The organism is Okeania sp., from assembly GCF_983059655.1.
In genome coordinates this window covers 1-15,141 of record NZ_CEZPJD010000105.1, presented here as the reverse complement: position 1 = coordinate 15,141, position 15,141 = coordinate 1, and the positions used below count along the sequence as shown (strand labels likewise).

The following is a 15,141-nucleotide window of genomic DNA, read 5'->3' as shown; positions in this document are numbered from 1 at the left end:
CTGTCGGCGGCGCGGGTTCCGACCGCTTGCATCTGTCGCCGACGCGGGGTCGCACCGCTGTTCCCTGTTCCCTGTTCCCTGTTCCCTGTTCCCTATAAACCTACTTTCATACCTTAATTCAGCAATGCCAGAATTTAAAGCAAGCTTTGATATTAGAATTTAATTCTGACTCAATTAGTAAAGCTTTTATATAAAACTAAAAAAAAGTAATAGCTGATGGCTGAATGCTTACGTTTAAGATTATCGCAGATAAATATGGAAACTATTAAAATTATTAAGATTAAACTTATAGATAGTGGTCAAAATGGGTTTCATGTGATTTTAAATTCAATCGGTGCTAACTTTGAGCCTATTGATGGTTTTTTACCATGTCTACCTGCTGAATTAGAAAAATCTTTTAATCAATGGCAATCAGCTTATTCTCAGTTAGAAGATGTGAGAAAAGTAGTAACTCGGATTAGTCCACAATCAGTAGTTAATTATTCTAGTAATGAGGAAAAAGAACAAGTTAAAATAAGTCTTAATCAATGGTTAGATAGTGGCGATATTAATTGGCAACCTGTACGGGATGAATTAATTTATGTGTTGACTTCTCTAAGAAACTCTGATTTAGAAATTCGCCTATTTTTGGATATTAAAAATCCTAATTTATGTCGCATTCCTTGGCAAGAATGGAATTTATTTCAGTCTCGTTTCCCTCAAACAGAAATTGCTATTCGAGTTCGAGGTAAAAGAAAGTTTAGACGGCTTCGTAAATCTTCAAAAGTAAGGATTATTGCCATAGTTGGTAAGAGTGATGGTATTAATACACAGTTAGATTTAGAAGTAATTCAAAAATTAAAAGAAAAGGGTGCAGAAGTAAGATTTTTACATCAACCAACACAAGAGATTTTATCTGACACTTTGCGCGAGGAACCTGGTTATCATATATTGATTTTTGCCGGGCATAGTTGTAGTAAAGAAGATGGTTCAATTGGTTGGATATATTTGAACGACCGGGATAAATTAAGTATTAAAGAGTTTAAAAATTCTTTGAGATATGCAATAGATAATGGGTTGCAGTTGGCAATATTTAATTCCTGTGATGGTTTGGGTTTAGCAAATCAGTTGGCCCAGCTTGGTTTATCACGAATTATTGTCATGCGAGAACCTGTTCCTGACCTGGTGGCAGTTAAATTTTTAGAGTATTTTTTTGCAGAATTTGCGAATAATAAATCTCTGTTTAAATCTATGAAAATAGCCCGAGGAAGATTAGAACATTTTGAGTCTCAATATCCAGGGGCAATGTGGTTACCTACTCTTTGTATTCAAGAAACAGCTTTGTCTCATCCTTTGAGCTGGCAGCAGTTAATTTCTCCCAATTTATGGCAGATATTTATCGATAAATTTAAACTTCCTTTAGGAGTAACAGCAGGAATTTTATTGGTAATTTTGGCAATCAATTTAGTCAGAAGTCAATTCACTGAAACTAAAATTATCGGAATACAACCAGCAATTTTACAAAATATTAGTCAGGGGGAAAAGTTGTTAATTTATTCCGAGAAAAATCCGGCAAAAGAAGAAGGAATTGAACAATTTTATAATGGTAACTTTTCTCAGGCGATCGCTCAATTTCGCCAGTCTCTCCAAGTCAAGAAAAATGACCCCGAAACTTTGATTTATTTGAATAATGCTATTGCTCAAAAAAAATCTGATACAAATATTGGGCAAAAGATAGAAATAGCAGTTAGTGTTCCTATTCGTCAGGAGTCAGATATTTCTCAGGAAATTTTGCGAGGAGTTGCTCAAGCTCAAAGCGAATTTAATTGTGGTTTACCGAAAATTTCTCTAGCTATTAAAAATCCTGAAAATCAACTAAATTGCTCTGGTAGTTTCAACGGTAAATTTTTAAAAGTTACTATTGCTGATGATGAATATCTGCCAGAAACTGCAGAAAAAATTGCTCAAGCTTTAGTAGCAAAGTCAGAAATTATTGCCGTTATTGGTCATTCTTCTAGTGATATGACTTTACAAGCAGGAGAAATTTATAACAAAGCCGAATTAGTAGTAATTTCTCCTACCAGTACTTCTATTCTTTTGAAAAATTTCGGCAAATTTGTGTTGAGAGTTGCACCAAACGATCGCCTAGCAGCTCAAGCTCTATTCAATTATTTGAATCAACAAAATTGGGCAGATAAAAAAATAGCAGTTGCCTATATACCTGGTAATAGTTATAGTGAGTCTTTAGCTAAAGAATTTAATAAACTATTGCCAGAAAAATTTGTATATAAGTGCAATATTTCATCCGGTAATTTTAGTGCCAGTGACTGTGTAGAAGAAGCACAAAATCGAGGGGCAGAAATAATGTTTTTAGTCCCGGCTACAGACAGAACCTTGAGTAATGTTATCGGCATAATTAATAATGCTAAAGGATTGAAATTATTAGGTGGAGATTCCATTTATAATCCCAGGGTATTAAAGGATGCTGGCCTACAAGCAGACCGAGCAAGTTTAACCCTTGCTATTCCTTGGCATCGCCACCCTAACTCCCAATTTAGTCAAACAGCTCAAAAGTTTTGGAATGCTGAAATTAATTGGCGTACTGCTACATCTTATGATGCCACTCAAACTATTACTAAAGCTGTAGATGAAATGATAGGTAACTATTCTCGTAAACAGTTACAAAGTATTTTATCTAGTCGTGATTTTTATCTAGAAGGAGTAACAGGAAAAATTAGATTTGGGGAGTTAGGCGATCGCCAGTTTCTCAAGAAGGATAAACCAGTATTAGTTCAGGTAAAACCTAATGCTAAATCTGGAAAATATGAATTTATGATCTTGGAGGAGGGAAGCTCAACAATTAATAATTAATAATTAATAATTAATAATTAAAATTACCTCTTATTTTCAAGGAGAGGATTGATTCAAAGGAAATTTTTTTCTTGTTTATCCCTTTAAAGGAGAGGCTTTAAACCTTATATATATCAATGAAAACCGCTATAATTATTCGGTAAGTAGCACAATTTTTGTATTACTTCTTCCTTCTTACTTCTTCCTTCTTACTTTTGATTTATAAATTTCTTACTTTTGACTTTTGACTTTTGACTTCTTCCTTCTTACTTCTTCCTTCTTACTTTTGGTTTATAAATTTCTTACCTTTGACTTTTGACTTTTGACTTATAACTTCCTTTTGACTTTTGACTTTTGACTTTTGAATTTTGACTTTCTTTAGGATGCCACTATGAGTATTGTTAAGATTAAACTTCTCGAAACTGAAGCTCCCGGGTTTCATGTAACTCTCACTGCCAACGATGGTAAATTTGATTCTATTGATGGCTTTCTACCAGCTTTACCACCAGAATTAGAATCATCATTAAGTAATTGGCAGTTAGCTTATAACCAACTAGAAAAAGTTCGTAACATTTCTACTAGAATTAGTCCCAAAAAAACTATTTCTTACTCTAGTTCAGAACAAAGAAAAATGGTAAAAACTCAGATTAATAAATGGCTAGATTCTGACGATGGTCGATGGCGACTAATCAGAGAAGAATTAATTTCTGTATTTAGCTCATTGCAAAACTCTGAGTCAGAAATTCGTGTATTTCTAGATGTAAAAAATCCTAAACTACGACGACTACCTTGGCAAGAATGGGGTTTATTAGCATCTCGATTTCCTCAAGCAGAAATTGCTATGAGAGTCAGAGGAAAAGGTGCATTAAAACCTTCCCTTAATTATGGAAAAATCAGAGTACTTTTAGTGGTAGGAAAAAGTGCAGGAATTAATACTGATTTAGACGTAGAAATAGTACAAAAATTACAGAAAAAAGGAGCAGAAATTATCTGTTTAAAACAGCCTAGCAGAGAAAAATTTGCTAATACACTAAGAGAAGAATCAGGTTATCATATCTTTATTTTCTCCGGTCATAGTCGCAGTGAAGAAGATGGTTCAATTGGCTGGATTTCTCTCAATGATAGTGATGAATTAAGCATTGATGAATTCAAGAATTCTCTCAGATATGTAATAGATAAAGGATTACAATTAGCAATATTTAATTCCTGTGATGGTTTAGGACTAGCTAGTCAATTAGCTCAGTTAAGTTTGCCTCGTAGTATTGTCATGCGAGAACCCATACCTGATGAAGTAGCAGTTAAATTTTTAGAATATTTTTTTGAGGAATTTACTAAAAATAAATCCTTATTTAGTTCTGTTCATACTGCTAGAGAACGTCTGGAATATTTTGAATCTGATTATCCAGGAGCAATGTGGTTACCAACAATATGTATTCGAGAGTCAGCATTAGATAAACCTTTAACTTGGCAACAAATTACTGGCAACTTAATCAAGACTCCCCAAACTTCATTACTCAATAAAAGAATTTTCTTATTATTAGGAGCTATAGGTTTATTGATTATTAGTGGAGTAATTTTCTCGCTGATTAGTGGAGAAAAAACAACAGAAAAAGATGTAGTAAATTCTCCCTGTCCGCAACAACCAATCCAAAATAAACCCCCCACAGAAAATCAAATCAAATCTGTCAGATGTTTTGCTTATGTTCCTGATGTTCCTGATGGCAAATGGCTACATGGAGGCAGCACTACTTGGGCACCAATTCGCAGTAAAATTAATCCCAAAATTCAAGCAATCTTTCCAGAATTTAAGCTAAATTATAGACAACATCCAAGTTTACCTCCTGGTTCAGAAACAGGAATTAAAATGTTATTAGAAGGTCAAATTTCTTTTGCTGAATCTTCACGACCTGTGACAGATTATGAGTTACAACTCGCCAGAAATAGAGGCTTTCAACTCAAGCAAATTCCTATTGCTATGGATGGCATTGCTATAGTAGTTCATCCAGAACTTGATGTTGCAGGATTAACCTTAAAACAACTCCAAGAAATATATACTGGTCAGATTCAAAATTGGAGTGAAATAGGAGGACCTAATATGGAAATTATTCCCTATGCTCGTCCTTTTGATAGTGGTACAACTCTCTTCTTTCAAGAAAATATTTTGAACAACAAAAAATTTAGCGAAAATGTAGTTTCGATTCCTACTACTACTCAAGCTTTACGAGAAGTAACTGCAAATAAAGGAGGAATTTATTTTGGCACAGCTTCAGAAATTATTCCTCAGTGTAGCGTGAAACCTTTATCAATTGCCTATCAATCGGGAGGTACTTTTGTTCCTCCTTATAAAGGTGAATTAGTGCCACCAGAAAATTGTCCTGAACAGCGTAATCAACCGAATTTAGAAGTATTTGAAAATGGAACATATCCGATTTCAAGACGGTTATTTCTGATTGTGAAAAAAGATGGTTCTTTTGATGAAAAAGCTGGAGAAGCTTATGGAAAATTGCTGTTGACAGATGAAGGGCAAAAATTAATTGAAGAAACTGGATATAGTCCCATTCGTTAATGTTTTGAAGAAGGAAGAAGGAAAAAGTGGATAGTCCAGTCCAGTAGTGGATTGTTTCATCTTAAATGATGCAATAGAAAGTTGGCCTGAGATTGCTTTCCTACGGAATGCTACGCAAACACTGCCGTTTGCTATCGCAAAGCTGCGCTAACGCAATGACAAATCTAATGCACTATTTTAGGTGAAACAGTCCAGTAGGGTGCGTTAATGAAATGTATAGCTAAGAAAGAATTGGTTAGGACAGAGACTGATTATAAATCTTAGACTAGGAAATGTTTTTCCAACTGTTCCCTGTTCCCTGTTCCCTGTTCCCTGTTCCCTGTTCCCTGTTCCCTGTTCCCTATTCCCTGCTATAATACCAATTTGAAAAAAGTTCGTAATCATGCACTATTTTGGATGCGTATGTCTATGTCAATTATTTTTTTCAGCCCATCATAAGTAGGGCTTGCTGATTAAATTTCAAATAATTACCAGATAAAGGTAAGTGCCTTTTTAGGTATTGAAAAAGTACATGGTTTTCAGCTTTTCATGCTTAAAAAGGAGCGCATTTTTAGCCATAGTTGGGCAAAAAAATTCTCCCCTACTCCCCTACTCCCCTACTCCCCTACTCCCCTACTCCCCTACTCCCCTACTCCCCCGCTCCCCTACTCCTTAAAAAAGACTTTTTCAGCAAACCCTAAGTAGGATACTTAAAAGGAGCAGTTTTGGCAAGAGCGGTTGCCTGGAGAATAGTAACAGCAGAAAAAATTGACCGATTTGTGAATTACACCTGTATCAAATTGGTACAATTATGATATAGTAGGAAATAACTAAACTAAAAAATAAATGTATAGTCCATGTTTACTTACGAGCAGGTACTAAACCAAGTATATAATCTTTCTACTGCAGATCGACTGAGATTACTAGAAGCATTGCAACAGATGGTTGATGAGGAGGTAGAAGTAGAAGGAGATTCCGAGGTTATTCCTGTTTCTGAAATAAATGAAAGTGAATTAGCTTGGCAAGATTATTTGGCAGGTCGCGATCGCGGCATTTCCTCAAAAGAATTAAAATTGAAGCTTTTTGGAGAAAAAATTGACTGACTATATTCTTTTGAAAGCTGCACAACGATATTTATAAAGGATGCAACCAGACGACCAATTACGAATAATTAAAGCTTTGGATACTCTGGTTGTAGATGCTACTGGTCTTGATATTAAAGCGCTTAAAGGTCGTCCTGAGTTACGGTTGCGAGTGGGAAAATATCGGGTTTTGTTTATGGAAGATCGAGAAAACCAAGTATATGTTGTGACTACTATTGCTTCTCGTGGCGATGTGTATAAGTGATAAATTTTTGATGGGCGATCGCTTAGAGGTTTTGGGAGGAAATGAGGAGCGATCGCTCTTCTATGCAGATGACTCCTTTTTAGAGAATAAGGTTTTACCATCAATATTGGCAAAAGCAGTCCAGTAGGGTGCGTTACATTTCATTAACGCACCTCCCAAAATATTTCGGTGCGTTACGCTGCGCTAACACACCCTACTAGACTTTTGACTTTTGAATTTCCTCAAGCAATTCCTGACATTCTTTCAATTCTGGCAGTCCTAATTCTGTGAAAATAGCGATCGCCTCATCGCAATACTGTCGTGCTGCATCTAAATTTCCTAATTTTTGATGGGTGAGTGCCAAATTCTTGAGAGCTTCAGCCTCAATTGCCCGATTACCAATTTTCCTACAAATTTCTAATGCCAGTTGTAAATTTTCTAGAGCTGTCGAATACTGCTGAATATTTATGAAAGTTTCTCCTAAATTAGCAAGCGCTGTCGCTTCTTCTAGTGGAGCTTTTATTGAGCGGGCAATAGCCAAATGTTGTTGATGGTATCCAATCGCTAGCTCATAGTTTCCTGTGGAGTTATAAACAAAACCCAGATTTCCTAAAGCGCTGCCTTCCCCATATTGATTGCCTATTTTCCGTGCAATGGTTAAGGACTGCTCATAGTAATTAATTGCTTTGTCATACTCTTTCAAAGATTCATACCCATTTCCTAGACCAAGAAGTGCATTTTCTTCATCGACTGGACTACCGATTGCTTGTGCAATATCTAGCCATTGCTGGTAATAACCGATTGCTTGATGATAGTTTCCTAGAAAACACTGGAGGTTGCCTAGACCACCAAGTGCTTTTGCTTCTCCTACAGGATTTCCTATTGACTGGGCAAGAATTAAGCTCCGTTGATAGTAATCGTTTGCTTGCCCATAGCTTCCTTGAGACTCATAAATCATACCAATATTGGCCAGCGCTCTGACTTCTCCTGCGCGATCGCCTATTTCTTGTACTATTGCTAACTGTTGCCTAAGATAATCAATTGCGTTGGGATAATCTCCTAAGTAATAATGGTTAAGACCTAAATTTCCCAAAGCTCTTGCTTCGCTGGCACGATCCCCAATTTCTTTAGCAATTTCCAAATCCTGATTCAGGTAATTAATTGCTTTATCATAGTTTACCATATTAGAGTAAACATTACCCAAATTTCCCAAGGTTGTTCCTTCTCCTTCGCGATCGCCAATCTCTCTAGCAATCTGTAAATACTGGTTTAGATAATCAATTGCCTGGTTATATTTTCCTGTCATACCGTAGTTAACACCAAGGCCACTCAGTGCTTTACCTTCTCCACTACGATCACCAATTTCCCTAGCAATATCTAAATGCTGTTGAAAAAATGTCATTGCCTGATGGTATTGTGCTAGAGACTGATAAGCATAACCCAAATTACCTAGTGCTGCTCCTTCTTCAGTAGGATCTTTGATTTCCTGTGCGATGCTCAAACACTTGTGATTATATTTTATTGCTTTAGAATAGTCGGCTAGGGAGTGGTAAACATTTGCCAAATTACCTAGTGCTTTCATCTCCCCAGCACGATCATGTATTGACTGTGTAATTCCTAATGCTTGTTCGTGGTAATCAATTGCTTGGTGATACTCTCCTATATGGCGTTTAGCCCCTCCTAAACCGTCTAAACAGGTAACTTCTATCCAAGGATTTAACTTGCCCAAAAGTCTATTATACATTTCAATTTGTTCCTGATAGTAGCCCCAAATGCCGAGTTGATTGTGTAATTGGTTGACAGGTATTTGGAGTCTAAGGATTTGGCAGGCTTTTTCCCAGTCTTCTACTTCACCAAGATGATAAAATGACTCTAGATAACCTTTCACTATTTCTAAATTATCATTTAGTTCTTGAGGACATTTGTACTTAATCAACCAATTAATTACTGCCCGATATTGACGACGCTTGGAAAGGGGATTGATTGACATCAGTGCATCTGGGTCAAGCTCTAACAATTCTAAAACAGACTCAGCAGTAGGCAAAATAACTTCACCCTGGGTATTATTATTTTCAGTATTAACCATCTTCCTCATCCAATTTTTTTAAATGTTCAAGTGACACACTACGGATTAAATTATGTTGTCTCAGGAGAAACTCTCCACTGCTTTCATCAACTCCTACTTCCTCAAGCAAAAAGCGATCGCCCAAAGTCAACAATGCCACTTCTTGCTCATCCACACTACAATCCCAATCTTCCAAATTACCTAACCAAAAACTCTCTGGCACTTCACACCTAAATATTGCAGCAGTACAAATTAACCGATAAGCATTAAGAGGCAACCGTGAAAAAGCCTTATCAAGTCGCGCTCGGACACTTTTCCGCAACTGACGGGTATATCTGTCTAGCTGAAATTTATCATCAGCACCAGCAGTTATCCCCTTAGTTTTTGCTTCCTCAATTGCCTTTTCCACTTCTTCAATTTCATTACCATACCTTTTCCAATAAGCTACCACATTACCATTAAAAGGTTTGCTGCCAATTTCTCCCCCAATTACCCGCAACGCCAAAGGATGACCCTCGTAAGCATTACCAATACGTTGTAAATAGGGTAGGTTAGGAGAATTTTCCTGAACCTCCAACCCAGTTTTCTCGAATAACTGCAACTGCTCCGACTCCCTCAAACCAGTTAAAGGTTTAGACTCCCAGAAATTATGATAACGTTCGGGAATTTGCCCAGGGAAATCTTGGGAAGTCAAGATGATGCGACTTTGACATTCTGGAGAAGCCAAAAATTGCTCAAAAAATCTCACCCACAATTCATCCTGAAAATCACTCCATCCCTCATCCTCATTTCCCACCAAAATCTTTTCCAGAGAATCAATAATTATCAAATACGGATGTTGTCGCAAACGATTAACTAATTTATAGAGTAACCTTTCTACATCTTTATAATCATCTTCAGTGAGAGACGTTCCCCACTTGTGCAACCACCGGATAGCAACACTACGAAAATCTTTAGTTTCTTGCTCATTATCAAAATTTTCCTGGCGAAACTTACTCCAGTCTCCCTGCAAAAATTCTTGGTGTAGCTCCACCGCCAACTTTTCTGCCAAAGCAGTCTTACCAATACCACTAATACCAACCAGAATAAGTAAGCGACAAGACTCTTTAAGTTTGGTAGTTAATTTAGCTATGAGGTTTTCTCTACCCACCCAAGCATCATCATAAGCAAAAAATTCTACTGTTGAATTTTGGGATGAGGGAGGAGTCTCGTCCACAATTTCTTCCCAGTTAATTTTTACAGTCTGGCAAATATTAATAAAAGTCTCTTGCTCAATAGGAAGACTGCGCCAAAAACGTTTTAAAGTTGCTGGTGAAGTTAGTGCTAATCCGCACCAAGCACCCTCTGCTTTTCTCCAACCTTTCTTTCTTCTAGCTGCATCAATTTTTTGCAACCCCTCTTTAGAAGCTCTGAGAGTAACCGCCATATTATTTCTCCAAAATAAATTTTTTTCGGCTCAGTTATAGCTCACTTTTTTTCAAGCTAGAAATGGTGAGCTAAAACTCTGCTTTGAGTAGAAAAATTTCATGTTCAGATAGAAATGTCAGTCATAATACTATCAAGGAAAAAATAGAATGTTTCCAAAACAAAACACGGTTTGCACCAGTCAACCTAGCACAAATATCTTGCCCATAGATCCCACTCCTTTATTAGAGAATGGAAATAGTCTAACCGCTATTATTATAGCAGTTGCTTTTTTGTTGTGGGTATTACGTCCAGTCTTGACTCGGGTAACAGAAGCTAAATTTAATTCACGGAAGAGTCAGGATAGTGATGAAGATAAATCTTTATAACTTAAAGGTAGTATTACCAGCAGAAAATCGAAATCATCAGTTGGAAATCACTTTATAGCGCTTTTCACATGGATAGACTACAGTTAGTATAGCCAACCCAAAAGCATTTTTCTATCCCCTACTCCCTACTCCCTACTCCCTACTCTAAGTGCCAAAATAATTTTGTGGTCTACTCAAATGAAAAGCGCTGTAATATATGATTCTGACATGGAAAAAGTTAAAAAATTAGCTAATGTTGTGGCTGATTTTATCGATAAACCCTATCAAGAACTGTAAAATGAGTAATCATCTTTTTTAAGAGTTTGAGTGAGTTTAGTAGAATGGAAATGTCTATACATTTAAAATATTAAGTTTTGTAAACAATGCCGACAAAATCTGTAAAATAGCCATGTTTGATTGATGAATAATAGAGTAAGGCGCTTTGAGTTCTTACGATTTATTCCTAGCTAGATCGAATTTTGCATAATTTTCCAGACACTAGCTGATTAATAAGTATAAAGAAAAAATAGACACTTAATATATGACGTCAATTATTAGAGTGCCTATAGAAAATTACATCAATCTCAAATAGGTGAAATATGATGATGAAAATAGGCGAAATTCTAATCCGCAGACAATTAATTTCTCAAGATCAATTAAATCAAGCAATAGATATTCAGGCTTCATGTCGTAAAAAAATTGGTGAGCTTTTATTATTTCAAGGTTGGATTAGAGAGGATGATTTAGAATCAGCTCTGAGAGAACAATATTGGCGAGAAAATGGTTATTGGGTAATTGATTAAGCAAGAAGCAAGAAGGAAGAAGAAAGAAAGAAGAAGGAAGGAGGCAGAAGGAAAGAAAAGGTTTTTATCACTGATTATCCGGACATGATATTAGTCATCTTTAGATGACTTATGCTATGCAGCCCAGAAATTTATTTCTTGGCTTGGCGGATGACATGGTTGCCAAGCTAAGTTCGCTAAAGTGGATACCAGATAAGGACAAATCTGGCGTTGTCTTAATTTTAAGCTTTTGATATATCCTAATCTTTCCTTAGATTGTTATATACATTTTAGATGAAAGATAGAAAATAAATTGTCCCGACTAAACAATAAATCTTAATTTGCATAAAATTTGAAATTGTAGCTGATTAATTAATAGAAGCAAAAGCTGATTATTCATTAAGGCATTCCACGGGATGCCTTTTTTTTTGCATAAATTGCATAAATAGGGAAAAAAAGGCTGATTAATAAATATATAGCACTATGCAAATAGGTTAGGACATCGACTCAGATGATTCATATCGCGAGCAAGATGCTCGCACTAATTTTCCTAACCAACCTAAAGCGTAGCGCTATAGTTCAATTACTATCCCATAAAAATGAAAATCAACTGGCACAAAATCAGTCTAATTCCCAGTTTAGGACTTCTGTTTCTGGGAGCTTGTACTACAGCTAATAATTCCTCAAATACTTCAGGGTTGGAAGTCAAATTTTTAGTTGGCAGTGCTTTAGAAAAATTCTGTAACCAAGCTGCGACTCAACTAAACCAACAACAACCAAAACTTGATAATGGTAAATCTTTTTACCTAAAATGCGAAGCGAAAGGTAGTGGAGATGTAGTCAAAGATATCGTTTCTTTATCCCAAAAACTCAAAAGTGGAAGCATCCAACCAGACTCCCCAGAATTTCCCACCCTAATTTCCGTAGATGGAGAAATTTATCATTCCCAACTCTTATACCAAATGAATCAAATCTATCCCGGACAAAACTATATTCCTCAAATCACTGATGCCCCTTTGTTGGCAAATAGTCCCATGGTATTTATGGCATCACAAGAAATAGCAGCAGGATTACGGAAACAACCAGATATATATCGCTCCCTAGTCAGTGCGAAAACTCACCAAGACCTAGATCCTAATAGTCCTCAACTGCCAATACATTATGTTCACACTGCTCCCACTCGTTCCAATTCTGGTCTACAAACCTTGGTAGCTCAGTTTGCCTCTGTTGCCAATAAACGCCCCGAACAACTCACTGTTGCTAGCGTAAAACAATATCAATTCCAAGTCCAAAAAATTCAGAGCAAAGTCACTCGCTACGGGGTTTCCACCAGTTCCCTAGCTGAAGATATGGTGAAAAATGGTCCGTTCTGGGCATCGATCGCTTCTGTTTATGAGTCTTCTGTAATTGAGGCAAATACTGATAGTACTCAAACTCGCTATGAGGCAATTTATCCCAGTTCTACTTTTACTTCTAATATGAGGGCAATTTTACCAACGGCACCTTGGGTGAGCGAGGATGAGAAAGAAGCAGCAGAAAAAGTCATTGAATATTTGCGATCACCAGCCACCCAAAAAATTCTGACAGACTTAGGTCTCAGGCCAGGAATACCGGGAGTTTCTTTGGGAGCAAAATTTTCTACCCAATACGGAGTAGATCCCAATGCTCAATATGATTCTCTGCGGACTCCTCAACCAGAAGTAGTTAATGCCATGATTAAGTCTTGGCAAGAATTTGCGAAGAAACCATCTCAGGTGGTTTTGGTAGTTGACTCTTCTGGGTCTATGAGCGGTGAAAAGTTACCTGCTGTTCAGAATACTTTGCGCTACTATCTTGAGGGTTTAGGACCAAAAGAAGAAATTGCTCTCATTGATTTTGACTCTAAAATTAAAGCTCCGGTTTGGGTTGATGGTACTACTGAAGGTCGCGCTCGCGGTATGCAGTTTATTAGTAGTTTGAAAGCGGATGGTGGTACGAAACTTTATGATGCTGCTTTGAATGCGAGAAATTTATTACAGGAAAATCTGCGTTCTGATGCTATTAATGCTGTAGTTATTTTAACTGATGGGGAAGATTCTGGTTCTCAAACTTCTCTCAAACAACTTAAAGATAATCTGAAAAACAGTGGATTTGATTCTGACAAAAGGATTGCTTTTTTTACTGTTGGTTATGGGAAAAAGGGAGAATTTGATGCTGGAGTCTTGAAACAAATCGCTAGTTTAAATGGTGGTTATTATCGTCAGGGAGACCCAGAAAGTATTGTTAATTTAATGTCAGATCTACAAACAGAATTTTAATTTTTATCTGGAGGGAAATATGAAATTAGTTAATCCGTTTGATTATCCTATATCTATATTAATAGGTGGATTTTTGTTAATAGCTGGTGTCCGGTTTGTGAGGTTGCCAAATTTTGTAGTTTTACCTGCTACGGCGGTTGTTTCTGTGGCAAGTGCTGCTGTGTTGAAATCTCAAGAACCCGATCCAGAAAAGTTGGCAAGAAAACAGTTAGAACAAGAATTGGAAATTATTTCTGGACTAGCAAAAAATTTGGCAGAGAAAGCTGAAGTTTTGCGGCAAGAAGCTAATCAATTGTTAGGTGGTGAAGCTTTTCAAATGGAATTATTAGTAACAGTTCAATCAGTTTGCGATCGCGCCATTGAACTGCCTCAGAAAATTACAGAAATGTCTCGAGAATTACCGAATAATGAGGCGTTATTATCTGTGGAGGATTTGGAAAGACAACTATTAGCAGTTAAGAGTAAGCAAAGGTCAACATCTGATATTACTCAACAGCACTTAAAACAATTAGCTGCGAGTTTAGAACGAAATATTCAGTTAGCAAAAGCTGGAAAAGATACTCGACAAGCAAAAATTTTTAGTCTACATACTATGGTTCAAGATGCGGCTGGATTATTGCAAGAACTAGAGAATAAATTGCGGAATGCTAATTTGAATGATTTGGCAGAAATTCAAGAATTACGTAGTTTAAGTGATGAATTAAATAGCTATCAAAATAATATGAAAATATTTCTTTGATAAGAAGGAAGGAAGGAAGAAGAAGAAATAAAAAGGAAAAGTATTACGTTTTCTGAGTTTTATAGCTTCTCTATCTGTCTGCACCCTTTGCTTCTACTGCTGTACTTAGTCACTAATCTTTCACAGTTGAAAAAGTGCTGAATTATGAATACTATAGGTAGATTTATTTGATGGTCCCTCTAAAAAGAATTAAGTTTGCATAAATCATTAAATTCTTTCTGATATATTTATAAGTACCAGAAAGAAAATTATGAAAAATAAACTTGATTCTCTTTTGTTGGTAGTACTTTTCACAACAACTATGACTTTTTTACGAGAGGAAAAAATACTAATAAATAAATTAAATGATAGTTTGTCTCAATCTGAAATAACTATTATTCAAAAACAAAAAAATCATCAAGAGGACGAACAACCACCTATTCCATATAAAGATGGTGGCAGTCGTTAAAATTAATTAGCAGAAGGAAGAAGGAGAAATAAGGCGTTTATTGATCTAGATAGAAGGTTAATTATAAGTAGTAATGGCAGTTGCTAGCTGTTGCCTGTTGCCTGTTGCCTGTTGCCTGTTGCCTGTTCCCTGTTAACTGAATTGACATTAGGAGAATATTCAACCATGACAATTACAAATCAAAAATCTATCAAAAATCGTCGCATTTTTTCTGGAATACTTACTTGCATAGCTTTAGCTTTAGCTTATGCTCCAATTCCAGGATTAAATCAAAAAATCATAATAGTTAGTGGCACAGAATTTGCCGAACCACTCCAACAAATAGAAACTCAATTTGA

General features: G+C 36.3%; 12 protein-coding genes. 10 read left to right on the top strand and 2 right to left on the bottom strand.

From position 1 onward, the window contains the following. The first annotated feature begins 255 nt into the window (after nt 1-255). From AC3DU7_RS08725 to AC3DU7_RS08705, 5 genes are all read left to right on the top strand, one after another. Nucleotides 256-2,850 (top strand): ABC transporter substrate-binding protein, encoded by a 2,595-nt coding sequence (locus AC3DU7_RS08725; protein WP_488038961.1) that lies wholly within the window; start codon nt 256-258, stop codon nt 2,848-2,850. A gap of 370 nt (nt 2,851-3,220) precedes the next feature. Then, entirely contained in the window at nt 3,221-5,395 is a 2,175-nt protein-coding gene (locus tag AC3DU7_RS08720; RefSeq protein ID WP_488038960.1) for a substrate-binding domain-containing protein, read from the top strand. Nucleotides 5,396-6,231: 836 nt separating this feature from the next. Further along, on the top strand, nt 6,232-6,477 hold the full coding sequence (locus tag AC3DU7_RS08715; RefSeq protein WP_488038959.1) for a hypothetical protein: 246 nt from the start codon (nt 6,232-6,234) through the stop codon (nt 6,475-6,477). A 40-nt stretch (nt 6,478-6,517) separates the two neighbouring features. Next, the gene (locus tag AC3DU7_RS08710) at nt 6,518-6,721 is read left to right on the top strand and encodes a type II toxin-antitoxin system RelE family toxin (RefSeq protein ID WP_488038958.1); all 204 of its coding nucleotides are present in this window, start codon (nt 6,518-6,520) and stop codon (nt 6,719-6,721) included. Further along, on the top strand, nt 6,708-6,848 hold the full coding sequence (locus AC3DU7_RS08705) for a hypothetical protein (RefSeq protein ID WP_488038957.1): 141 nt from the start codon (nt 6,708-6,710) through the stop codon (nt 6,846-6,848). Before AC3DU7_RS08710 ends, AC3DU7_RS08705 begins: the two co-directional genes overlap by 14 nt. Nucleotides 6,849-6,917: 69 nt before the next feature. On the opposite strand, the gene AC3DU7_RS08700 is transcribed toward AC3DU7_RS08705, so the two are convergent. Beyond that, on the bottom strand, nt 6,918-8,786 hold the full coding sequence (locus AC3DU7_RS08700; protein ID WP_488038956.1) for a tetratricopeptide repeat protein: 1,869 nt from the start codon (nt 8,784-8,786) through the stop codon (nt 6,918-6,920). Continuing rightward, nucleotides 8,779-10,191 (bottom strand): AAA family ATPase, encoded by a 1,413-nt coding sequence (locus AC3DU7_RS08695; protein ID WP_488038955.1) that lies wholly within the window; start codon nt 10,189-10,191, stop codon nt 8,779-8,781. The genes AC3DU7_RS08700 and AC3DU7_RS08695 overlap by 8 nt, the downstream gene beginning before the upstream one ends. Before the next feature lie 148 nt (nt 10,192-10,339). Here AC3DU7_RS08695 and AC3DU7_RS08690 point away from each other — a divergent pair, with 148 nt between their 5' ends. The 5 genes from AC3DU7_RS08690 (at nt 10,340) to AC3DU7_RS08670 (ending at nt 14,803) form a co-directional block, all read left to right on the top strand. Continuing rightward, nucleotides 10,340-10,558 carry a hypothetical protein gene (locus AC3DU7_RS08690; protein ID WP_488038954.1) on the top strand — a complete coding sequence of 73 codons (219 nt, stop codon included), beginning with the start codon at nt 10,340-10,342 and terminating at the stop codon, nt 10,556-10,558. 578 nt (nt 10,559-11,136) lie between these two features. Further along, nucleotides 11,137-11,340 carry a cyclic di-GMP-binding domain-containing protein, MshE-related gene (locus tag AC3DU7_RS08685; protein ID WP_488038953.1) on the top strand — a complete coding sequence of 68 codons (204 nt, stop codon included), beginning with the start codon at nt 11,137-11,139 and terminating at the stop codon, nt 11,338-11,340. A gap of 578 nt (nt 11,341-11,918) precedes the next feature. Beyond that, nucleotides 11,919-13,616, top strand: coding sequence for an extracellular solute-binding protein (locus tag AC3DU7_RS08680; protein ID WP_488038952.1), 1,698 nt, complete (start codon nt 11,919-11,921; stop codon nt 13,614-13,616). A 19-nt stretch (nt 13,617-13,635) separates the two neighbouring features. Next, complete coding sequence (locus AC3DU7_RS08675) at nt 13,636-14,355, top strand: hypothetical protein (RefSeq protein ID WP_488038951.1); 720 nt, start codon at nt 13,636-13,638, stop codon at nt 14,353-14,355. 250 nt (nt 14,356-14,605) lie between these two features. Next, a complete protein-coding gene (locus tag AC3DU7_RS08670; protein WP_488038950.1) occupies nt 14,606-14,803 on the top strand; it encodes a hypothetical protein in 198 nt (65 codons plus the stop codon). The last annotated feature ends 338 nt before the right edge of the window (nt 14,804-15,141 follow it).

Coding starts and splice junctions, on each gene's coding strand:
- AC3DU7_RS08725 (WP_488038961.1), top strand. CDS start 256: ATGGAAACTATTAAAATTATTAAGATTAAACTTATAGATAGTGGTCAA.
- AC3DU7_RS08710 (WP_488038958.1), top strand. CDS start 6,518: ATGCAACCAGACGACCAATTACGAATAATTAAAGCTTTGGATACTCTG.
- AC3DU7_RS08700 (WP_488038956.1), bottom strand. CDS start 8,786: ATGGTTAATACTGAAAATAATAATACCCAGGGTGAAGTTATTTTGCCT.
- AC3DU7_RS08695 (WP_488038955.1), bottom strand. CDS start 10,191: ATGGCGGTTACTCTCAGAGCTTCTAAAGAGGGGTTGCAAAAAATTGAT.
- AC3DU7_RS08675 (WP_488038951.1), top strand. CDS start 13,636: ATGAAATTAGTTAATCCGTTTGATTATCCTATATCTATATTAATAGGT.
- AC3DU7_RS08680 (WP_488038952.1), top strand. CDS start 11,919: ATGAAAATCAACTGGCACAAAATCAGTCTAATTCCCAGTTTAGGACTT.
- AC3DU7_RS08685 (WP_488038953.1), top strand. CDS start 11,137: ATGATGATGAAAATAGGCGAAATTCTAATCCGCAGACAATTAATTTCT.
- AC3DU7_RS08715 (WP_488038959.1), top strand. CDS start 6,232: ATGTTTACTTACGAGCAGGTACTAAACCAAGTATATAATCTTTCTACT.
- AC3DU7_RS08705 (WP_488038957.1), top strand. CDS start 6,708: ATGTGTATAAGTGATAAATTTTTGATGGGCGATCGCTTAGAGGTTTTG.
- AC3DU7_RS08720 (WP_488038960.1), top strand. CDS start 3,221: ATGAGTATTGTTAAGATTAAACTTCTCGAAACTGAAGCTCCCGGGTTT.
- AC3DU7_RS08670 (WP_488038950.1), top strand. CDS start 14,606: ATGAAAAATAAACTTGATTCTCTTTTGTTGGTAGTACTTTTCACAACA.
- AC3DU7_RS08690 (WP_488038954.1), top strand. CDS start 10,340: ATGTTTCCAAAACAAAACACGGTTTGCACCAGTCAACCTAGCACAAAT.